The 19,873-nt window shown below is 60.1% G+C and carries 17 protein-coding genes and 1 tRNA gene; 7 read left to right on the top strand and 11 right to left on the bottom strand.

The features are described from left to right. Window positions 1-102: 102 nt before the first annotated feature. The 9 genes from nrfD (HMPREF0762_RS00360) to HMPREF0762_RS00320 all read right to left on the bottom strand — a co-directional run bounded on the left by nrfD (HMPREF0762_RS00360) (window position 103) and on the right by HMPREF0762_RS00320 (window position 8,553). A complete protein-coding gene (gene nrfD / locus HMPREF0762_RS00360) occupies window positions 103-1,272 on the bottom strand; it encodes an NrfD/PsrC family molybdoenzyme membrane anchor subunit (protein ID WP_006361329.1) in 1,170 nt (389 codons plus the stop codon). Window positions 1,273-1,284: 12 nt separating this feature from the next. Further along, complete coding sequence (locus HMPREF0762_RS00355) at window positions 1,285-1,902, bottom strand: 4Fe-4S dicluster domain-containing protein (protein ID WP_006361328.1); 618 nt, start codon at window positions 1,900-1,902, stop codon at window positions 1,285-1,287. A gap of 8 nt (window positions 1,903-1,910) precedes the next feature. Then, window positions 1,911-4,319, bottom strand: a complete 2,409-nt coding sequence (locus HMPREF0762_RS00350; RefSeq protein ID WP_040618727.1) for a molybdopterin-dependent oxidoreductase — start codon at window positions 4,317-4,319, stop codon at window positions 1,911-1,913. A 228-nt stretch (window positions 4,320-4,547) separates the two neighbouring features. Further along, entirely contained in the window at window positions 4,548-5,567 is a 1,020-nt protein-coding gene (locus HMPREF0762_RS00345) for a slipin family protein (RefSeq protein WP_006361325.1), read from the bottom strand. After that, window positions 5,560-5,985 carry a GntR family transcriptional regulator gene (locus tag HMPREF0762_RS00340; protein WP_006361324.1) on the bottom strand — a complete coding sequence of 142 codons (426 nt, stop codon included), beginning with the start codon at window positions 5,983-5,985 and terminating at the stop codon, window positions 5,560-5,562. Before HMPREF0762_RS00340 ends, HMPREF0762_RS00345 begins: the two co-directional genes overlap by 8 nt. Next, the gene (gene nrfD, locus HMPREF0762_RS00335) at window positions 5,985-6,923 is read right to left on the bottom strand and encodes an NrfD/PsrC family molybdoenzyme membrane anchor subunit (RefSeq protein ID WP_040618722.1); all 939 of its coding nucleotides are present in this window, start codon (window positions 6,921-6,923) and stop codon (window positions 5,985-5,987) included. Before nrfD (HMPREF0762_RS00335) ends, HMPREF0762_RS00340 begins: the two co-directional genes overlap by 1 nt. A 145-nt stretch (window positions 6,924-7,068) precedes the next feature. Further along, the gene (locus HMPREF0762_RS00330; protein WP_006361322.1) at window positions 7,069-7,728 is read right to left on the bottom strand and encodes a DUF421 domain-containing protein; all 660 of its coding nucleotides are present in this window, start codon (window positions 7,726-7,728) and stop codon (window positions 7,069-7,071) included. Next, window positions 7,643-8,179 carry a DUF3290 domain-containing protein gene (locus HMPREF0762_RS09025; protein WP_006361321.1) on the bottom strand — a complete coding sequence of 179 codons (537 nt, stop codon included), beginning with the start codon at window positions 8,177-8,179 and terminating at the stop codon, window positions 7,643-7,645. The genes HMPREF0762_RS00330 and HMPREF0762_RS09025 overlap by 86 nt, the downstream gene beginning before the upstream one ends. A gap of 116 nt (window positions 8,180-8,295) precedes the next feature. Then, the gene (locus HMPREF0762_RS00320) at window positions 8,296-8,553 is read right to left on the bottom strand and encodes a SemiSWEET family transporter (protein ID WP_040619115.1); all 258 of its coding nucleotides are present in this window, start codon (window positions 8,551-8,553) and stop codon (window positions 8,296-8,298) included. 382 nt (window positions 8,554-8,935) lie between these two features. On the opposite strand from HMPREF0762_RS00320, the gene mutT reads away from it, so the two are divergent. After that, a complete protein-coding gene (gene mutT / locus HMPREF0762_RS00315; protein ID WP_040618720.1) occupies window positions 8,936-9,331 on the top strand; it encodes an 8-oxo-dGTP diphosphatase MutT in 396 nt (131 codons plus the stop codon). 29 nt (window positions 9,332-9,360) lie between these two features. Here the strand turns inward: mutT and HMPREF0762_RS00310 are convergent, their stop codons facing one another. After that, a complete protein-coding gene (locus tag HMPREF0762_RS00310) occupies window positions 9,361-10,275 on the bottom strand; it encodes a LysR family transcriptional regulator (RefSeq protein ID WP_006361317.1) in 915 nt (304 codons plus the stop codon). A gap of 154 nt (window positions 10,276-10,429) precedes the next feature. On the opposite strand from HMPREF0762_RS00310, the gene HMPREF0762_RS00305 reads away from it, so the two are divergent. The 6 genes from HMPREF0762_RS00305 (at window position 10,430) to HMPREF0762_RS00280 (ending at window position 18,271) form a co-directional block, all read left to right on the top strand. Next, window positions 10,430-12,148, top strand: a complete 1,719-nt coding sequence (locus HMPREF0762_RS00305; protein WP_006361315.1) for an FAD-dependent oxidoreductase — start codon at window positions 10,430-10,432, stop codon at window positions 12,146-12,148. Window positions 12,149-12,365: 217 nt separating this feature from the next. After that, the gene (locus HMPREF0762_RS00300) at window positions 12,366-13,013 is read left to right on the top strand and encodes a TetR/AcrR family transcriptional regulator (RefSeq protein WP_006361313.1); all 648 of its coding nucleotides are present in this window, start codon (window positions 12,366-12,368) and stop codon (window positions 13,011-13,013) included. 133 nt (window positions 13,014-13,146) lie between these two features. Next, complete coding sequence (locus tag HMPREF0762_RS00295; RefSeq protein WP_009078438.1) at window positions 13,147-14,193, top strand: DUF5692 family protein; 1,047 nt, start codon at window positions 13,147-13,149, stop codon at window positions 14,191-14,193. Between the two features lie 235 nt (window positions 14,194-14,428). After that, window positions 14,429-16,255, top strand: a complete 1,827-nt coding sequence (locus HMPREF0762_RS00290) for an NAD(P)-binding protein (RefSeq protein ID WP_006361311.1) — start codon at window positions 14,429-14,431, stop codon at window positions 16,253-16,255. Further along, a complete protein-coding gene (locus tag HMPREF0762_RS00285) occupies window positions 16,249-17,970 on the top strand; it encodes a [FeFe] hydrogenase, group A (protein WP_006361310.1) in 1,722 nt (573 codons plus the stop codon). Before HMPREF0762_RS00290 ends, HMPREF0762_RS00285 begins: the two co-directional genes overlap by 7 nt. A gap of 224 nt (window positions 17,971-18,194) precedes the next feature. Further along, window positions 18,195-18,271, top strand: a tRNA-Pro gene (locus tag HMPREF0762_RS00280). A gap of 146 nt (window positions 18,272-18,417) precedes the next feature. Here the strand turns inward: HMPREF0762_RS00280 and HMPREF0762_RS00275 are convergent. Further along, entirely contained in the window at window positions 18,418-19,746 is a 1,329-nt protein-coding gene (locus tag HMPREF0762_RS00275; protein ID WP_115314176.1) for a putative ABC transporter permease, read from the bottom strand. Window positions 19,747-19,873: the final 127 nt, after the last annotated feature.

Raw genomic sequence — 19,873 nt, 5'->3', positions numbered from 1 at the left:
AGTCCTCCCGCGCCGCAGGCCGCAGTTTTCGCAGCATACAGACGCTGCGGAAACCGACGGATCGATGCGACGCGCATACGGATCGAAACTTGGAACCGAACGCTATGCCGCCCGTGAGGAAAGAAGCTTCTTCGACAGCATCGTGAACATGATGACGCCGAGGGAGATGACGCCTACCCAGATAGCGATTTCGAACGCGGTCGGCGCATAGGTGCCAACGGTAGCCCATACCGACGCTGGACTATGCGTGGCGACGGCATCCGAGGTGCCCAGCGAGATGCCAGGACCGCCATAGACATTCGGCGTGATGAACGACGTCAGCAGAAGCCAGATGCGCTTGCAGAACACGCCGCAGACGACCAGCGCCGAAGCAATGATCACCAGCGCGGTGTTCTCGCGATTCTTAGCGAATACGAGAATCAGGAACGGGACCAGCAGACCGCCGATGATTTCCGCCCAGAAGAACGGTGCCGTGGCGCCGGTCAGCATATGGGATAGGGCAACGGACTCGCCCGCTCCAGGATATGCCATCGTGAGCACCTCGCAGCCGATGAAGAACGCATCGACGGCAATGCAGGTGGCAAGCAACCCGGCAAGGGACTTGAAAACGTCCTTCGACAGGACGAACAGGCCGACCTTGTCCAAGCATGCCAGTGCGATGAGCAAAATGGCCAGACCGGAATCGAGTGCGGAGGCCACGAAGATCGGCGCCATGATGGCAGTGTACCAGGCGCGGGCGATTTGCAGGCCGAAAATCCACGCGGTCACGGAATGGACCAGGATGGCGACGGGCAGCGCCACGCGAGAAAGCGCTTCGACCTTGCGATCATCGGCGTTCTTGCCGCACATCCAGAGCAGGTCGAGGATGTTGATGACGAGATAGGTCGTGATCACGCAAACGTCCCACAGAAGCGGCGAGGTGAAATTCGGATTGGCGAACAGACGCCAGATGCGTTGGACGCCGCCGAGATCGATCAGGATGAACAAAGCCGCGACCAGGATGCAGACGGTCGAAGTGATGACCGCGGGCACGGCTACCTGCTTGTATTGCTTGATGTGGAACACGGATGCGGACGACGCAACGATCAGGCCGCCGGCCGAGAGGCCGACGAAAAGCATGAAGCTCGCAATATAGAGGCCCCATGAGTTCACGTTGCTCATGCCCGTGACCCCGAGACCATTGATAAGCTGATAGACCCAGGCGCATACGCCGATCGCGGTAAGGAAGGCCAGCACCGCGAGGCCGCCTTTCGCTTTGGAAGAGAATTGCATGGATGACACCCCTTACTGAAGGTAGAAGACCTGGGGATCAGTGCCCATGTCCTCGAGGAGGATGCGAACGTTTTCCTTGGTGCGTAGCTTGGAGATCTCGGAATTCGGGTCGTCCAGATCGCCGAATATACGTGCAGCCGCAGGACAGCAGATGACGCACATAGGTTCTTCGCCGCGGTCGGTACGCTCCTGGCACAGCGTGCATTTCTCCATGATGCCCTTAGAACGGACAGGGACCTCGGCATCGCCGTAGGTGAATCCGCACGAACGCTCAGGCTCGTTCCAGTTGAACACGCGCGCATTGTACGGACAGGCCGCCATGCACATGCGACAGCCGATGCACTTGTCGTATGCGATTTCGACGCGCCCGGCATCGTCTTTGTAGGTGGCGCCAGTCGGGCACACCTTCTTGCATGCCGGATTCTCGCAATGTTGGCATGCAAGCGGCAAGAAGGTGCGTGAAAGATTCGGATAGGTGCCTTTAGCACCGTCGATCACGTCGCACCCCTCGGTGAGCACACGATTCCACAACATGCCGTCGGGTATGTCGTTTTGCATCTTGCATGAGATCGCGCAGGTGTGACATCCGACGCAGCGGCTCAGGTCGACCGCAATGGCTAGTTTCGTCATGGCTCCCCCTAAGCCTTCTTGATGCTGACGATCGTGTCGGAATATGGGGCCACAGGACCCATCATCATGTCGTATCCGCGATCGAGCCGGGTGTTGTTCGTGACGGATTGGAGGTTGCCCTCCACCGTATAATCAGCCGTCGCGCCTTCGTAGATGCGCGCCGACCCAGGTCGGATGGCCTCGTTCAAATGGACAGGAACCTTGAAGCTTCCTCGGTCGTTAGCCACCTCGACCACGTCGCCGTTTCGTATGCCGCTGCCTTCGAGGTCCGAAGGATTGACGTCGACGGTGGGAACGTACAGCTGCTGCAGCCACTCCGCATCGTTGAACTGGTTATGGATGCGAAAGCGGGTGCGCATGCCGCCGAGCTGGAACGGCATCTCCACGCGATCGGGATTGTCGCGACGCGCTTCAAGAGGCGGCTCCCATGCGGGAAGCGCCTGACCGTGCTTCACCAAAGAATCGTAGTAAAGGTCTATATTGCCCGATGCGGTCGCGAACGCGTAGTCGGGCACGACGCGTCGAACCTCCGCGATGTCCTTCGCGGGCCAGACGCATTGGTTTTCCGCAAGCTTCTCGACTGTAAGCGCATTGACGTACTCGTCGGGCGAAGTCGACAGAATCGCGTCAGCCCGTTCGCGCGCCGTCGCAGGCAGCACCGAATCGAGCTCGAGCCTCTTGGCGAGCTCGCGCACGAACCACAGGTCGGTTTTCGCCTCGAACAGCGGATCGATGACCTTCTGCTGCATCACGATATGGCTGTATCCGTTCGTAATGTTTCCGAAATCTTCATCGTATTCAAATCGCGTGGTCAGAGGCAGGACGTAATCGGCCCATTTGCAGCTTTCCGTGAAGTACGGATCTGCAGAGACGATCAGATCGAGGCTGCGCACCCAGTCTTCCGCAGCGGTGCAATTCGCCATACGCTGTATGTAGGAGTCGCCGACCGCTATCCACGCGTGCACGTTGTTCTCTTTGGTCGGCATGTCGTACAGGGCGACGGGGGATGCGCCCGGCATCATATCCGCCGGCAGGGCCCAGGCGCCGAGCACGGAGGCATGGCCGGAATACGAACCGCCGACATACACGCCGACGCCCGTCCCCTTCTTACCGATATTGCCCGTAAGCGCAACAAGGACGGCGACCGCATGCCCGCCTACATCGGCGTTGCTGATCTTGTCCCATCCGCCCCAGCCTACGCAGAGCGACGACGGGCCTTGGGCGTATTCTTCGGCAAGCCTCTCGATGGTAGCCTGCGGAATGCCGGTGACCTCGGAGGCCCATCGCGTCGTATATTCCTTCTGCCCCTCTACAAGCAAGTCGAATACCGTGCGAGCTTTGCATCCCTCCACTTCGACGGTGCCGGAGAGCGCAATATCGGAGGCTTCCCCCTGCAGCACGGCCGAGCCTTTATCGATGACGTAATAGATGTCTTTCTGACCTGGAACGACGACAGCGGTCAAAGGATCGGTCTCGGGATCCTTGGCCTTCACGAGCATGCGGGTCTCTTCGTCGACCAGAAACGGCAAAGACGTATGCTGCCTCATGAAGTCTTCATCGTAGAGCTTCTTGTCGAGAATGTGGCTGACCATGCCGAGGAACAGCGCAGGGTCGGTACCGGGTTCGATAGGAATCCATTCATCGGACTTGCATGCGGTGGTCGAGTAGTGCGGATCGATGGTCACGATGCGCGCACCCGCTTCTTTCGCTTCGAACAGCAGCCGAGAGGTCGTAAGGCTCGATTCGCAGAAGTTCGTGCCCGTATGGATGACGAGACGAGAGTCGACCCAGTCGCGCGCCTCAGGGTTGGTCATCGCATATCCCCAGCCCATTCCGAGCGCCGGATCGAGTCCGTTGCCGGTGCCGGTATCGATGCCCGCATTGAAGCCCTGTCCGCATGCACCGAGCAGAGGCGCGAGGAATCCCACGTCGGCTTCGGCGCCGTTGGTGACCATGACGGCATCCTTGCCGTGCGCCTCTTGAATATCCTTGATCCGAGCGACGATATCGTCAAGCGCTTCTTCCCATGTCGTCTGCATGAAGTCGTTTTCCCCACGCTCGCCCACGCGTTTCAGAGGCGTTTGGATCCTTCCTGCGCCATAGACGTGCTGGATTTCCGATATACCCTTAAGGCAGATGGTCTGGTAACGCTTTTCCGCCATCTTGTCGTTCGGCTGGATGAGCGCGAGGCGGCCATCGCGCACGGTGCACTTCAAAGAGCACATGCTTCCGCAATGGCTCTGATGGTACGTGCATGCTGTGCGCTCATCGAGGGTTTCGGACGCATCGGCAGGCTTAAGCCACCCGTCGGCCGACGTCATCCCCGTTGCGCCAACAACGCCAACCGCACCTGCGGTCATACCTGCACCCTTGAGAAAGCTTCGACGCGTGAGCCCATGATTCGAGCGATCCGTCATAGACGTTTCTCCTCCTTGCACATGGAGAGGCGTAATGCGATGCGCGCGATATGCGTACCGTCGCGACAAAGTGACGCCTTCTTCCGCTTACACAATGTCGTTAGAATCGGCCGATTCCCCCTGCGCATGAAAGTAACAAATAATCCTATGACAATCAATTGATTGTCATAGGATTATTTACCGATAATTATTCTATTTATAGATAAAGAGTGTGTGCTTCGATGCGCCCTACTTCCCCAAATCCTTTAGAACCGTCTTCGCATCAGGCAGGATATCTCTGAAACCCTCGCTGAACGAACTTGGGAGAACCACAGTCCCTCCGGTTTCGCGCACGCTTTCATACAGCAGATGCATCGCACGCAGGCGCATAGCCTCGTCGTTCCCTGCATACCCCCCACCTGCGTCCTCAAGCATGTCAGCGATATCGCGTTCGGCCTCGGCCAAAATGATGCGCGCTTTCTTGCGCTGCTCGGCCTGCGCTTCGACCGACATGATGTCCTGCAGTTCCTGCGGCAGGATGATGTCGCGCACCTCCACCGAAAGGATGGTGACGCCCCAATCCCCTACCTTTTCCTCGAGCGCGCTCTTGAGTTCGCGGTCGAGCTGTTCACGGCGAATGGCGACCTCGGCCACTCCGCCGCGTCCGATCGCATCGCGCAAGGCGGTCTGCGCCGCCATCTCCACGGCACGCGTGAAATCGCTCACTTCGGTGCATGCCGCCTCGGCGTTCCACACCATCCAGAACAGCACCGCATCCACATGCAGCGGCACCAGATCGGACGTCAAGGTCTCTTCCGCCCCGAATGTGGTCACGCGCACACGCGAATCGATGCGCATCGCACTGCTTTCGATCACAGGAATCGTGAAGAACACCCCGGGCCCCGCAACGCGATTCAGGCGGCCGAGTCGCAGAACGACGACCTTTTCCCACTGCTGCGCGATATGCACGGACATAGTGACTGCGCAAGCGAAGACGAGTGCTGCGACGAAGGCCGCAAGCCCCATGCCGTTTAGGGCGGCATCCAGGCAAAACAACGATGTACCGAAAACCACAGCGAACACCACGACCGAAAACAGGATGACGCCTGCATTCGAAGCACGCTCCCCCATGATTTCGGTTTCCGCCTCGGGAACGACCGCCATGCGGTATCCAGCGGACATTGCGACCTGCGCGCGTTTCCTGTGGCCTCCGAAGTCTTCTTCAACGCCCGCAGCGCGATGTCCGCGCACCTTCATAGTCTTAGACATTCCTTCCACGCCCCTCCTCTTGTTTGAACTGGCGAACCATGCGGATCATACGCAGCTGGATATCATCGAGCGACATGCCCATGGCCCGGCATGCGTTTATGCAATCCTGCATCACCGCGTCCGCCTCGTGCGAAAGCGAGCCGTCCGCATCCGCAGCCGATGCGCGCACGAACGCGCCGCGCCCGCGCGTCGACTCTACGTATCCATCGCTTTTGAGCGCCAGATAGGCCTTGTTCACGGTGTTGTAGTTGATGGAAATGTCCGATGCAAGCGCACGCACGGTCGGCAACTGCTCGCCCGGAACGTAATAGCCCGAATTGATGAGATAGACGATGCGATTGCGCAGCTGCGCCCATAGGGGGATATCGCTCGATTCGTCCATGGAAAACGAAAACGTTTTCGGAGTCGCCGCGGCCATCAGAGAGCTCCCAAGAACGGATGAGCGCCGGCCATGACAAGCGAATAGCGCAGCGCAAAGCCACCGACCAGCACGAATGCACCCGTGACGACAATGCGCGCCTGGCGATTCCCCTGAACGAGCATGCCGCCCGCATCAAGCGCGAGAGGGACAACAACGCCACACAGAACGAATCCTCCAATGAACACAGCAGCATCAGGACCGCCGACCAGGCTCTTCGCTCCCTGGCGTGCAACGTCGTATTCGCTCAGGAACGCACTGGCCAGAAGGGCGGCAGCTGCAAGAGCCTCAAACATGATGACGACGGCGTCGCTGACAAGAAGCCGATGCAACGTCGTCGCGAACACATCGAACACCTCGGCCATGCACGCATGGATGACGAGAAGCGCAAGACCGCAGGAAAGTGAGGAAAGCACGAAGAGCACCGGAAGCCATATCGACGACCAGAGCGGCACTGCTGCGAGGCTTCCAAGCAGAAGCCCCGTGTACAAGGCGATCGAAAGCCCGCAGACGATACCGGCGACGCCGAGCGCACGCACGAGGCGAAAACGCCATAGCGCCGACGAAACGCCCCAGGCGCAAGCGAGCAGGAGTGCCATCAGCGTTCCCGCCGCGAGCGCATATGTTCCGAAATTCAGAAGCGTCAAGCGATGCGAAACGAAAAGCATCGTCGCGAGAACGGGTCGGCCCAGGTCGGTCAAAAGCGCCAACGAACCGATGAACAGACAGGCCAGAGCGATTCCGAACCCACCGCCGAGCAGGAGCCGATAACTTTGAGGGACAAGCATCACCAACGTGACGGTGCGGCCGTTTGGAGCAAGACGTCGAGCGGACACGGCGCTTCGGGGCGTCAGGAGCGAAAGCAAGCTGCAAACGACGAGCGCTCCACCGCCCGTACCGCCGAGGAACAGATATGCGATCGAAAGGTCGGTCAGCACCGAGGCCCTCCTTTCGCGTCCAATTCGTGCATGCCGTACAAGCTAATCATATGACAAGTTGCCACGATTGAAGCGTGAGATAGATTGGTTGTCTAATCAAAGACGAAAGGCCTTCCCGTAGCCCTCGTTAATCTTGAAGGAACCGTTATCGGATTTGTCCGACAGCCCGAGAGAACGGCACCACTTCAAGATTTCCATCCACAAGCTCGCCTAGGAAGACTTGTTTCATCGAGGTATATCCCTGCGTTTTGATCTGCTCCATCACCCACGCCTCATCCTTGCCCGCAAGCTTCAGACCATCCTGCACCAGATGGCCGTCGCTCGCCAACGGCAACAGCAAACCATCGCTTTGCGTGCCGCCCGCGCGGATCGTAAGCCTGCCGTCGGTTTTCATGACGGCCGCTTCCACATCCTTAAGAGCGGAAATGCTGTTCTCGCGCAGGCTTCTGCAAAGCTGCTCGGCCGTAAGGCCGACTTTGGCGCAGCGCGAGACGTCCACCTCTCCATCGCAGACGATAAGCTCAGGACGGCAGGCGACGACCCGCCTGAACGTCTTGCTGCTCCCGAAAAGGAACTTCGCCGCCACAACGACGAGCGACCAGATGAGAAGAACTATCAGGAACCGGAGCACCGTGACCGACGGATTGTAGATCACTCCTCCTATGATGCCGCCCAAAACGTAATTCTGGACTTGAGGGAGCGGAGTATTGAGGGAGAAGTCATGCTTTCCGAGAATGTTGATCTGGAGGATCATCACGAGCATGCCCAGCGAGAACTTGATGGCCGTCAGCGTATAGAAGTCCATGTCGGCGCTCCCCGTTCACGTAGACGTTATGGTCGATGATGTGCGTTCGCTCAAGCGTGTAGGAGTTATTGTCGTCATTGAGATGAACGAGGTAGTCCTCTTCATTGAAGCGCACGATGATGCCGTCTTTCAGAGATGTGGAATTCACCAGCACCTCGTTTTCCGAGACATGTTGGTCCTCAGCGACTCCCTCGACGAATTTCACAAGCAGCTGGAACTGGGATATCCGGTTGCTTGCCTGGCAATATTGCTCGGTTTGCACACCCGCCAGCACCAACAGGAGAACGATGGCGCCCACCCCCGCGTCTCGCCAGCGGGTCCGTATTCTATCGCGTAGGTAGAGCACGGTGAAGACGATGCCCGCCAAGAGCAAGGCGAGCATCATGCCCACGCGCAGGACCGAATCGGCGGATTGGTGCGAGATGATGTAGTCAAGGGCATAGAAGTTCATGCGTCACTCAACCTCGGTTCCGATGCGCCCCGTATCTAACGGCAAGATCCTAGTATCCGTCTGCATCGCGTGCGTTCAAACGATCTCTCTCGAGAGTGCAACCTCCGATGCACCGGCTACGGGGCAGTAAGCGCAGCGAGCGCACCGAATATAACGCCAGGCACATTGGCTACGACAATAGGCCAATCCTTCTTCTCCTGGAAAAACCCGTAGCTGACCCATAAGGTGCAATTGATTGCCGCAACCAGAGGCTGCGGAAAACCGCTCTTATCTCCATGCAGGTTGTGGATGATCTGAGGGAAGTACGCTATGTACATGAGCATGGCCGTGCAGGTCGCTATCCATCCCACGATTCCAAGCGTCTTCTGATTCATGGTTTCATCCCCTCCTCCGCGGTCAGGGGATTCTGCCCGATCGTGCATCATCGCCTGCGGTGGAGCTTCGGCTTCCTGAGCACAGCCGTCGATGCGGATCCTTAGCTGCACGCGCATTATTAGTGCTGTCTTTTCGGCAATGCCTCCGGATACGCCCGAATCTTCGCATTCAATCGAAAGCGGATGCGTATGCTCGATGGGCTTCGCGTATCGGTCTGGCCTTGTTTTGCAAAGCAAATAGGCGGCAGGAAACGATCATATGACCATTCTTTTCTATGAAAGCCTTTCGAGAGGCCCGATGACGATACGGGGATCATTGACGATAAACGGGATGCTTCTTTGCCATTGGATACAATGTCGCGACTGCAGAAAGGAGCCCATTGTGGAAACCATTGATGTTGTTGCGGCCATCATCAGGCACGATGATAAGATATTCGCAACCCAGCGCGGATACGGCGACTTCGCAGGCGGTTGGGAATTCCCCGGAGGCAAAATCGATCCGGGCGAGACGCCCGAAGCGGCGCTCGAGCGCGAGATTCGCGAGGAGCTTGCCACGCGGATCGCCGTGGACTCGCACTTCATGACCGTGGAATACGATTACCCCGCCTTCCACCTGAGCATGCGATGCTATCTATGCCATGTGGTCGAAGGAGATCTGACGTTGCTCGAACACGCCTCCGCACGTTGGCTGGATGCCTCGACCATCGACGAGGCGGCATGGCTTCCTGCCGACGGCTCCATCATCGAGAGAATCAAATCCGAACTATTCCGCTGCTGATCGCGACGGCCTTTACGCATTCCGTTTCATCAGCACCCCGGCATGCGCGCTTCGATCGCCATGGCTTCTGCATGCGTCGTCACGAAATCCACGAAACGGGCCTCATGTTCGGCGAATACGTGGGAAGGTATGTAGGACAAGCCGATCGACCAGTTCAGGTCATCGAGCGGCACGGCACGGACCTCGTCGCTGGCGCAAAACGCCTTCAGAGCCACGAAATGCTGGACGGTCAGCCCGATCGATCGATTCAGCAAAGCGTTCTCGTAGTGCCAATACACCTCGGGCGAATTGAAGAACGTCGGCGCAGAGCCCGCCTCTGCAAGTCTCTTCCTCAAAACCGCGTCGCACTTGATCCCATCCCCGAACGACGAAACGCATGCCCCATCCAGATCGCACATGGTCACGCACTCCTTCTTGGAACGTGGATCCTTCACGTTGATCCATAGATAGAACGGCTCCGTGAACAAAGGAACGTTCGCAAGCCTCCCGTCGAACGGCGCGAGCGTGAAGCCGAGATCGACGCGTCCGAGCGAGATGGCCTCGTCGCAGGCATCGTCGCTGAGCTCGATAAGATCTATGCGCACATCGGGGTTCCGTGCTTCGAAAGCCTCTTTCAACCGCAGGCCGATGAACCCGGATATTCCTAGGCAGGACGCAACGCGCACGCGCTTCTGCCTTCTGGCGCGAATTCGATCGAATTCCCAAACGAGCTGGACACGCTGAAGCTCTGCCTCGTTGACGAAATCCATCATGCGATCGCCGAATTCAGTCGGGACGCGGGCGCCCGACGCATCGGCCTCGAAGAACTCCACATCGAATTCCTGCTCGAGCTTGCGAATGGATTTCGCGAGACCCTGAGGCGACATAGGAACCTGAGAAGCAGCCAAGGCAAAGCTGCGAAGCTTGTAAACCAAGGCGAAGTGCTTGAACTGATCGGTATTCATAGGCGCCTCCCCGCCGAGACCTCGACCACGCGATGCGATATGAACTCACCTTTCGTTTCAATGCAGAACTTACAGTTCATTGATTAGGAACTATACCGCACGTACTTTGTATGTATAGGGAGTTCGAAGGGAACGGAATGGAGAGGAGATCGTCATGACGACGAAGCGCGAGCACGTACGCACGAACCTGAGCCGTAGGAGTTTCCTTGTCGGAACCGGCATCGTCGCCGCAGGTCTGAGCGGAGCGATTGCAGGCTGCGCGCCGAAAGCCTCGACGGGCGCAACCGAATCGGCACCTGCAGAGACCGGCGCGACGAAACCTGCCGCAAACGCCGAGGACAAGGTCTGGGAACTCGAAGCCGTCGGCGAACCCGAAGAAACGCTCACGGCCGACGTCGCAATCATCGGCGGAGGAGGCACCGGACTTGCAGCGGCCATCCAAGCTGTCGACCTCGGCCTTAAGCCTATCATCGTCGAACGCCTCGCGGGTTACGGCGGTTCGTTCATAGGAACCGAAGGCATGACGGCGCTCGAATCGCATTATCTGGTCGATGAACCGCCCACGTTCGCCGGCGCCTATTTCCCCGATCGCGTCTATGATGTGAACAACGCGATGAACACCTGCATGAATTTCCATCACTGGATTCCGCAGCACAGCCTGTACAAGAACTTCTTCGGCCAAACGGCCGAGACCATCGAATGGCTGGAAGGACACGGGCAGAAATTCGCCGAGGTCATCGACATCGGCGCCGGTCCTAAAATATGGCATGTCTACGACAAGGGCGACAGTCCCAGCCCTGGCGGCTATTTCATGAAGACGTTCGGCGAAGAGGCCGATCGCCTGGGAGTCGAGGTCCACTTCGAGACCAATGCCCGCAAGATAATCATCGAAGACGGCAAGGCGGCAGGCATCCTGGCCGTCGACAAGAACGGCAAGGTCATCAAGATCGAAGCGCCCGTTGTCATGATCGGATCCGGCGGATACGCGAACAACTCCGAATTCCTCTATGCCGTATCGGAGACGAAGAACGTCAACATCCAGGCACTCGGCATGGACTGCCGTTCTGGCGACGGCATCAAGATGGCCAAGGACGCCGGCGCGGCCATGGCGGAAGGTCTGGGCACGGTCATGTGGTGCGGACCGGTCACCCTAGGTGCGATCACGGCGACCTGGACCACCGATGCATACACCGCCGGCGTGCAGCCCACCCTCTGGATCAACCAGAACGGCAAGCGCTATTGCAAAGAAGACCTCTGGCGCGACGACTTCGCGGGCGCCGGCATAGCCATGCGCAATCAGGAGAAGACCTACGTCCTGTTCACCGAGGCGGATATGCAGGAATGGGAGCAGAACGGCCCGTACGCGCAATGCTTCTCCTTCGGCATTCCCGGAACGCCGCTTTCCAATGCCCGCGAAGACCTGCAGAAGGCTTCGGGATGCCATGTCGGCGACGACCTCGCCGCGCTTTGCAAGGAGGTCGGCCTCGACGCGGCCGCCGTGCAGGCGACCGTCGACGAATACAACGGATGCTGCGAAGCGGCTTCCGTCCTCGACGGCGACGACACGTCCGCCGATGCGGAATTCGGCAAGCGCGCCATGTACCTTCACGCGGTCGAGTCGGGTCCCTATTGGCTCTGCGAGGTCGCCGATGGCTTCTACACCACCTGCGGCGGCATAAAGGTCAACGAGTTCGCCCAGGCGCTCAACGACGACGGCGACGTGATTCCCGGCCTTTACGCGGGCGGATCCGATGCAGGCGGCCTGTACGGCGACTCCTACGACGTGAAGTTCGCACCGGGTTCCCAGGCTGCCTGGGCCATGAATTCCGGACGTCTCGCCATGAAGAGCGCTGCGGAATACCTCGGTAAATAACGCATTTCGCACCAGAAGCGCGCCCGAACCCCTCCTTGCGGCGCTTCATCGGAAAAGGCTTCCCTGCGGAGGCCTTTTCTTCATTTTTGAAATGAAAACGTTGCTCATTGGTCATTTTTCGGTATGTGTACATTGACCATAGAATATCCTGAAAGTTACCATATTCGCATCAAACGGAAACGCCATCAGGACGTACGTATGAAGCGAGGTGAACCGCATGTCCGTCGACGGACGCGAGGAGACAGCCGCATCCCGCAGCAACGGCTACGACCGCCGGCATCAGATCGTCGAAGTCGCACGCAGCCTCTTCGAAGAACGCGGCCTTGCCCATACCACGGTCAAGGACATCGCGCGCGAATCCGGCGTCGCCCGCGGGCTGTTCTATTACTACTTCGCCGACAAGGACGCCGTCATCGAAGCTGTCCTTGACGCGTATGTGGACGACTTCATCGAGCTCGTCGAACATTGGAACGAATCCCGCACCCGCTACGACGTGCAGAGCGCGCTCCACGATTGCATCACCCTCATGCGACGCGCGATCTTCGACAAAGACGCGTTCCGCCACGCGCTCACCAATAAGGAGAACGCCGCTCTCTATCTTGACTTCCTCTCGCGCACGGCCGAAGCCGTCGCACGCTATGTCACCGAGACCACCGCGATCGAATACGGGCGGTTCCATCATGTCCGCATCGACCATATCTACGACACCTTCTACATGCTCATCGTCGGGATGATCGGCTACATCCGTCACCATCCCGATGCCGATGACGAGGTGCTTGAATGCCTGGTGGCCCAGACGCTTCATCTCGACCTGGACGGAAGCTACATGCTTGAAGGCGCGGCCGAAGCCGGTCAGAAGAACTAAAGCTGAAACCGCCGTCCCGCTCGCAGGGGCGCGGGCGCGAAGGGGAGATGCTCCGAAGCCGAAGGGCCTCGGCGGCATGGAGACGAGGATGCATCCGCTTGGGAGGCGGATGAGAACAGAAGGGAGGACAGCTATGCTGTTCCAAGTGTATGGCGACAACGCCATATTCCAATGGATCGGATGGGCCATCGTGTTCATCGGCCTTATCCTCTTGAATGAATTCGCCCGTCGTTCCAAGACCGGCGGAATCATCATGTTCGTGGCGCTGCCGATCGCGATGACGATTTACTGCATCGCCGTCACGGTGGGAGCAGCGGGCGGAGCCGAATGGGCCGTCAACAACCCGACGGTGCTCTTCCAGAACGGCTGGTTCCACTACGCCAAAGTCTATGCGGCGCTGACCGGCTGCATCGGCTTCATGATCATCAAGTACCATTGGGGGCGCTTGGGCAAAGCGACCTGGTTCAAGGCCTTCCCGTTCGTCATCGTGGCCATCAACATCCTGATCGCCGTCGTGTCCGACTTCGAGAGCGCCGCCCATTACTTCTCCGGCGATTACTTCCTGCTCGACAACGGTTCGGCCGCCTGGGTGACCTCCGAGCATGCCACCCAGCTCTGCGGCTGGCATAACGTCTTCAACGGCGTCGCCGGCCTCATCAACATCTTCTGCATGACCGGCTGGTGGGCCGTCTACACGTCCAAGAAGAAGGATGACATGATCTGGGCCGACATGACGTGGGTCTTCATCATCTCCTACGATTTGTGGAACTTCTGCTACACCTACAACTGCCTGCCCAACCACGCGTGGTACTGCGGCTTGGCGCTGCTGCTCGCCCCTACCGTCGCCAATGCGCTCTGGAACAAGGGCGGCTGGATCCAGAACCGCGCCAACACGCTTGCCATCTGGTGCATGTTCGCCCAGGTGTTCCCGCAGTTCCAGGATTCCTTCCCCGAGCTCGGCTTCGACAGCGTCTTCGCCGTCCAGTCGACGCTCAGCACGTCCACCAACACCACCGTGTCCGTGATCGCCCTGATCGCCAACATCGCGGCCATCGCCTACATCGCCTACCGCGCCAAGAAGCTCGGCGTGAACCCCTACAAGCATGAGGTCTTCACCGGTACCCGCGATCACAACCAGGCCCTCGAGCGCATCGCCGAAGGCGAGCTGCCCGCAGCCTAAGGACTCGCGCGCACGATCGCCGGACCTTCATCCGGAGTCGTGCGCGAAGAACCGCTCCGAGAGGCGCCGCATCGCAGCGGCGCCTCTTTTCATGCGCCCGTGCGAATATGCGCATTCGCATCGCGTCCGACCATCCCCCGTTAAAAATACGTATCAAAGCGCATCGCGTTACGCGGACGTACGCTGTTCGCGTATCATGCGACGGATAGCGACCACACCATGACCAAGGGGGATCATGAGCAGACTCGCAATCTTCGCGCCTACGGACGCCGATCGCGAAAGCCGCGTCATCACCGATTCGGCCATCCGCAGGCTCAACGTCTCAGGCAACGCCAACTGTCCTATAGAGGCCGCCGCAGGCTTCTTCAGCCTCTGCGCATCGCAGAGCTGCGGCAAGTGCACGCCCTGCCGCATCGGGCTCCGCCGGCTGACCGACGATCTGGAAAACATCCTCGAAGGCAAAGGGGGCGAAGGCATCGTCGATCGCCTGATGGACACCTGCCAGGCCCTCTACACGACATCCGACTGCGCGATCGGCTTTCAAGCCGGACGGATCGGTCTCGCCTTCGCCGACCTCATCAAGGAAGATGCCGAATCGCACCTCGAGCGCGGCATCTGCCAGCAGCGTTTCACATCGGTGCCTTGCGTCAAGGGCTGTCCCACGCATATCGACATCCCGGCCTACATCGACCTGGTGCGCGCCGGGCGCTATGCGGATGCCGTGCGCGTCATCCGCAACGACAATCCCTTCCCGAGCGCCTGCGCATTCGTGTGCGAGCATCCGTGCGAAGCCACCTGCCGTCGCGGCATGATCGATGCGCCCATCAACATCCGCGCCATCAAACAGCACGCGGTGTTGACGGCAGGATTCGTGCCCGCTCCGGCGAAGGCGCCTGCCACCGGCAAGCGCGTCGCCATCATCGGCGGCGGCCCGAGCGGCCTTTCGGCAGCATACTACCTGGCGCTCATGGGCCATGACGTCACGGTGTTCGAGCAGAACGACCACTTGGGCGGCATGATGTACTACGGCATCCCGCGCTACCGCCTGCCCGCCGAGAATCTGGACTACGATATCGACGCGATCCTGTCGCTCGGCGTGGAAGTCCGTTACAACACCAAGGTCGGTGTGACCGTCACATGGGAAGAAGTGGAAGGATCGCACGACTGCGTGTTCGTCGCCATCGGCGCGCACCACTTCCGCGACCTCGGTATCGACTACGCCACGCGCGAAGGGGTTTTCTCGGCCGTGCAGTTCCTGCATCGCTCGTCGTCCGGCCGCCCCATAGACATGGCCGGCAAAGACGTCGTCATCGTGGGCGGCGGCAACGTGGCCATGGATGCGACGCGCACGGCCAAGCGTCTGGGCGCCGCCAGCGTGCGCTGCGTCTATCGCCGCCGCAAGAAGGACATGACGGCGCTTCCCGAAGAAGTGAACGCCGCCGTCGAGGAAGGATGCGAGATCGTCGAGCTCATGTCGCCCGTGCGCGTGGACGCCGGCACCGACAAGCCTATCCGCCTCGTCGTCCAACCGCAGATGCCCGGCCTCTATCGGGGCGGACGTCCCGGTGCCAAGCCGACGAGCGCCGAGGAGACCGCATTCGAATGCGACTTTTTGATCGAGGCGATCGGGCAGGTCATCGAATACGAGTACTTCACCTCCAAGGGATTGCCTGCGGAACGCGGCCACTTTCAGGCCGACGAACACGGACGCGCCGTCGGCATGGACAAGGTATTCGTCGGCGGCGACTGCGAAACCGGTCCTTCGACGGTCATCCGCGCCATCGATGCAGGCAAGGCCGTCGCGGCGAATATCGATGCCTTCCTCGGCTTCCACCACGACGTCTACGACGAGGTGGAGATCCCGCCCGTATCATTCGATTCCAAGCTTGCCTGCGGGCGCGTGAACATCCGGGAGCGTTCGGTCTTCGATCGCGCGCACGATTTCGACGGCGTCGAGATACCCCTGCGCGATGAGGAAGCCGAGCAGGAATGCAGCCGCTGTCTGCGCTGCGATCACTACGGCATGGGAACGCTGCGCGGAGGGAGGCCCGTCAAATGGTAAGGCTCACGATCGACGGCACGCCCGTCAGCGTCCCCGAAGGAACCACCATCTTGAACGCCGCGCGAGAAGCCGGCATCACCATCCCGACGCTCTGCGAGCTCAAGGGATTGAACGAAATAGGCGCCTGCCGCGTCTGCGTCGTGAAAGTCGAAGGAGAAGACCGCTTCCCTGCCTCGTGCACCACCCCGGTCGCCGAAGGCATGGAGGTACGCACGAACACGCCCGAAGTCGTCACCGCGCGCCGCAGCAATGTGAAGATGATCCTGTCCGAGCATCGCAGCGAATGCACGAGCTGCCTGCGCGCCGACACCTGCGCGCTGCAGCAGATATCGCGCGATTTGGGAGCGTGGAACCTCCCCTTCCCTTCGAACCAGACGAAGGCCGGCGACTGGGACCACGATTTCCCGCTGCGCCGCGATTCGTCCAAGTGCATCAAATGCATGCGTTGCGTGTCCGTCTGCGAAAAGAACCAGCATTGCGCCGTATGGGATTTCACGGGCACAGGCCCGCATATGAAGGTCACGGTGCGCGAGGGCCTTCCTATCGCAGATGCCGGCTGCTCGCTGTGCGGCCAGTGCATCACGCACTGCCCCACCGGAGCGCTCACGGCGCGCGCCGACATCCACCGCGTCATGGAAGCGCTCATGGACCCGACCGTCGAAACGGTGGTGCAAATCGCGCCTGCCGTACGCACGAGCTGGGGAGAAGGCGTCGGGCTTGATCGCACGCTCGCGACGCAGGGCCGCATGGCGGCCGCCGCGCGCCGCCTCGGATTCGACCGCGTCTTCGACACCGACTTCGGCGCCGACCTCACCATCATGGAAGAGGCGAGCGAATTCGTCGAATACGTGAAGGCGGGCAAGAAGCGCCCGATGTTCACATCGTGCTGCCCAGGCTGGGTGCGCTTCGCCCTCCAGCACTATCCCGACTTCGCCCCGCAGCTGTCCACGTCGAAATCGCCTCATCAGATGCTGGGCGCCACGATCAAGAACACGCTTCGCGAGCAGGCGGAAGCCGAAGGGCGGAAGCTGTTCACCATCTCCATCATGCCGTGCGTCGCCAAGAAGTACGAGGCCGGCGTGCCGCAGCTTTCGACCGAGGGCGGAACCGACGTGGATGCCGTCCTGACCGTGCGCGAATTCGACCGCATGCTGCGCATGTTCAGCATCGACTGCGCGTCGCTGCCCGAAGAGGGGTTCGACCATCCTCTCGGCACGTCGACGGGCGCGGGCACGATCTTCGGGCGCACGGGCGGCGTGATGGAGGCGGCGTTGCGCACGGCGGCCTACCTGATAACGGGAACGACATTGCCGATCGAAGCGACCGACTGCACCGCAGCGACGCCCGAGGAGCCTTGGACATCCAAGACGCTCGATGTCGGCGGCATGGAGGTGCGCATCGCGATCGCAAGCGGGCTCGAAAACGCCTCGAAGCTGCTCGACGCTTTGGCGGCCGACGAGGTCGAGTTCGACTTCGTCGAGGTCATGGCCTGCCCGGGCGGCTGCGTCGGAGGCGGCGGGCAACCGATCGCCTTCAATCAGGAACTCGCGAAGGAACGCGCTGCAGTCCTGAACGCGCTGGACGGAGCGGATGTGCTGCGCATGTCGCACGAGAACCCGGATGTGCAGAAGCTCTACGCCGACTGGATCGGCGAGCCCCTTTCGCCGACGGCTGAGGCATGGCTGCACACCGACCAGCTCGCATGGGATATATAAGGGTACCGTGGCCGAGGATCGGTCGATACCGCCGACATGCCTGCCGGCCTCGCATCTGCACGGGAATGGAGGCTTTACGCCAAAGGTCCCTACGATTAGCGACGTGCGGACCTGCGAGCCGGCTCGAAGCTCGACTTGTGCTGGTTTTGAAAATCGGTCTTGAGCCGTACGACTCGAAACGGTAGAATGCTTCCTTGCGTCAAGCAGACGCACGAATTGCATATCGGGTGATGGCGCAGCTTGGTAGCGCACTTGACTGGGGGTCAAGGGGTCGCAGGTTCGAATCCTGTTCACCCGACCATGAAACTGCAGACGGGAGACCTAAGCGTCTCCCGTCTTTGATATACGGAACCATTCCGCGATTCCATTCGAAACGCTTCGGTGCATGACTTCTGAAGCCAGAGCCCGACGAAATCGGAGCATCCTCTCGGCGCATAGCGGACGGCGTCAGTCGCCGCGCACGGCGGTTTCGGGATCGATGGCCATCGTCTGGAAGCGATGCTCCATGAAGGCATTGTCGAAGCGATCGTCGCAGAACCGCTCGATCTCGGTATTCGTCTGAATGCCGGCAAGCCGGTTGAACCAGCTGTCGAGCGCGACGAGCGTCAGGCCGCAATCGACGATCATGACCGCCGCGCAAAGCGACGTTGCCGCGTACCGCCAGTTCCAGGGGATGCGGTTGATGAGCCTGAGGATTCGCGGCAGGGCGAGCTTCACCCACGCCAAGCCGAGCAGCCCCCACATGGTCATGTAGAACCCGTTCGTACGTCCGCCGATCGAAAGGAAGGTTCCCGTGTAATCCCAAGACGTGATGCCGAACGCCATCTGCATAAGCCAACTGACGGAAAACTCGAATGCGCCGCCGATCACGGCTGCGACCAGAAAGATGATCAAGGGGTTTTTCCTATAGAAGCGGTTGAGGGCGATCGTGATGAGCACGGCGCCCACGCCGTATATGATGGAAAACGGCCCGAACACCGTCGCCGCGCGATCCTGCCATTCTCCATACAGCGCCAGATGGTAGACCGTCTCAAGCCCGAGCCCCACGACGCTGCAGATCGTGAATATCCAGAACAGGTTGATGAAATTGAGCGCGATGTAGCCGCGTCCCGTTTCGTCGCGTCCGATCGTCCCCTCTTCCGCCTGCGAACGCGCATCCATGTCGCGCAGACGGCGTTGAAGCTCTCGCTCCTGCGCCAAAGAAGGATCCATATAGCTTGACAGCGTGACGAGGAAAAGCGCGACGCCGACCAAGAAAAGCGCGATCCAGTCCATGCCGAGAAGCATGACGTAGCTTGCGGCAACCACGAAATCGACGCCGATCATCGCATAGGCAAGCTCAGCCGCCAGACGTCGCTTGCTGCGCAGAAGCCTCACTCCCAGCAGCACGAACATCCCGATAAGCACCGCCGCCGACACCAGGTTCACGATGACCACGACCAAGGTGACCGTCGACCAGGTCTCGAAACGGCCCAGGGCGAACCTCACGAAGGCGCGCAGGATGAAGAAGACGAGAGGGATGACGACCGCGGTTCCCACGACGATGCTGAGTATGCCGAAAACGCGCAGGGCAAGCGGCGTCCGCCCTGCCTGCGAGGAAGGCACATCGCGCGCGCCCGCGATCTCGGACAGGATGAAGTCGGGCGCTTCTCCCAGACGCATGCGTTCCCGCACGCTGCGAAAGCCTTTGCGACCGGACCGCGCGTCGTCGGCATGCTCGGAGAGTCCATGCGGACGTCCAGCCTCGGTCGACCTCGTCCGTGCATCCCCTGCCATGCATCTTCCCTTCGTTCCCGCGCGACGGCGCGCACATTCCCGATCCCTATGGGCATGCCGGGCTTCATCGTGCTCGGCATCTGCGTTCCCCTTATTCTATCGCCTGCCACACGCGCATTCCGGCATA

It is taken from the genome of Slackia exigua ATCC 700122 (assembly GCF_000162875.1).
Classification (GTDB): Bacteria; Actinomycetota; Coriobacteriia; order Coriobacteriales; family Eggerthellaceae; genus Slackia; species Slackia exigua.
This window is presented reverse-complemented; position numbering and strand designations above follow the sequence as displayed.

Excerpts from the sequence above, each read along its gene's own strand:
- nrfD (WP_006361329.1), bottom strand. The coding sequence starts at position 1,272 with ATGCAATTCTCTTCCAAAGCGAAAGGCGGCCTCGCGGTGCTGGCCTTC.
- HMPREF0762_RS00355 (WP_006361328.1), bottom strand. The coding sequence starts at position 1,902 with ATGACGAAACTAGCCATTGCGGTCGACCTGAGCCGCTGCGTCGGATGT.
- HMPREF0762_RS00350 (WP_040618727.1), bottom strand. The coding sequence starts at position 4,319 with ATGACGGATCGCTCGAATCATGGGCTCACGCGTCGAAGCTTTCTCAAG.
- HMPREF0762_RS00345 (WP_006361325.1), bottom strand. The coding sequence starts at position 5,567 with ATGTCTAAGACTATGAAGGTGCGCGGACATCGCGCTGCGGGCGTTGAA.
- HMPREF0762_RS00340 (WP_006361324.1), bottom strand. The coding sequence starts at position 5,985 with ATGGCCGCGGCGACTCCGAAAACGTTTTCGTTTTCCATGGACGAATCG.
- HMPREF0762_RS00330 (WP_006361322.1), bottom strand. The coding sequence starts at position 7,728 with ATGGACTTCTATACGCTGACGGCCATCAAGTTCTCGCTGGGCATGCTC.
- HMPREF0762_RS09025 (WP_006361321.1), bottom strand. The coding sequence starts at position 8,179 with ATGAACTTCTATGCCCTTGACTACATCATCTCGCACCAATCCGCCGAT.
- HMPREF0762_RS00320 (WP_040619115.1), bottom strand. The coding sequence starts at position 8,553 with ATGAATCAGAAGACGCTTGGAATCGTGGGATGGATAGCGACCTGCACG.
- HMPREF0762_RS00310 (WP_006361317.1), bottom strand. The coding sequence starts at position 10,275 with ATGAATACCGATCAGTTCAAGCACTTCGCCTTGGTTTACAAGCTTCGC.
- HMPREF0762_RS00305 (WP_006361315.1), top strand. The coding sequence starts at position 10,430 with ATGACGACGAAGCGCGAGCACGTACGCACGAACCTGAGCCGTAGGAGT.
- HMPREF0762_RS00300 (WP_006361313.1), top strand. The coding sequence starts at position 12,366 with ATGTCCGTCGACGGACGCGAGGAGACAGCCGCATCCCGCAGCAACGGC.
- HMPREF0762_RS00295 (WP_009078438.1), top strand. The coding sequence starts at position 13,147 with ATGCTGTTCCAAGTGTATGGCGACAACGCCATATTCCAATGGATCGGA.
- HMPREF0762_RS00290 (WP_006361311.1), top strand. The coding sequence starts at position 14,429 with ATGAGCAGACTCGCAATCTTCGCGCCTACGGACGCCGATCGCGAAAGC.
- HMPREF0762_RS00285 (WP_006361310.1), top strand. The coding sequence starts at position 16,249 with ATGGTAAGGCTCACGATCGACGGCACGCCCGTCAGCGTCCCCGAAGGA.
- HMPREF0762_RS00275 (WP_115314176.1), bottom strand. The coding sequence starts at position 19,746 with ATGGCAGGGGATGCACGGACGAGGTCGACCGAGGCTGGACGTCCGCAT.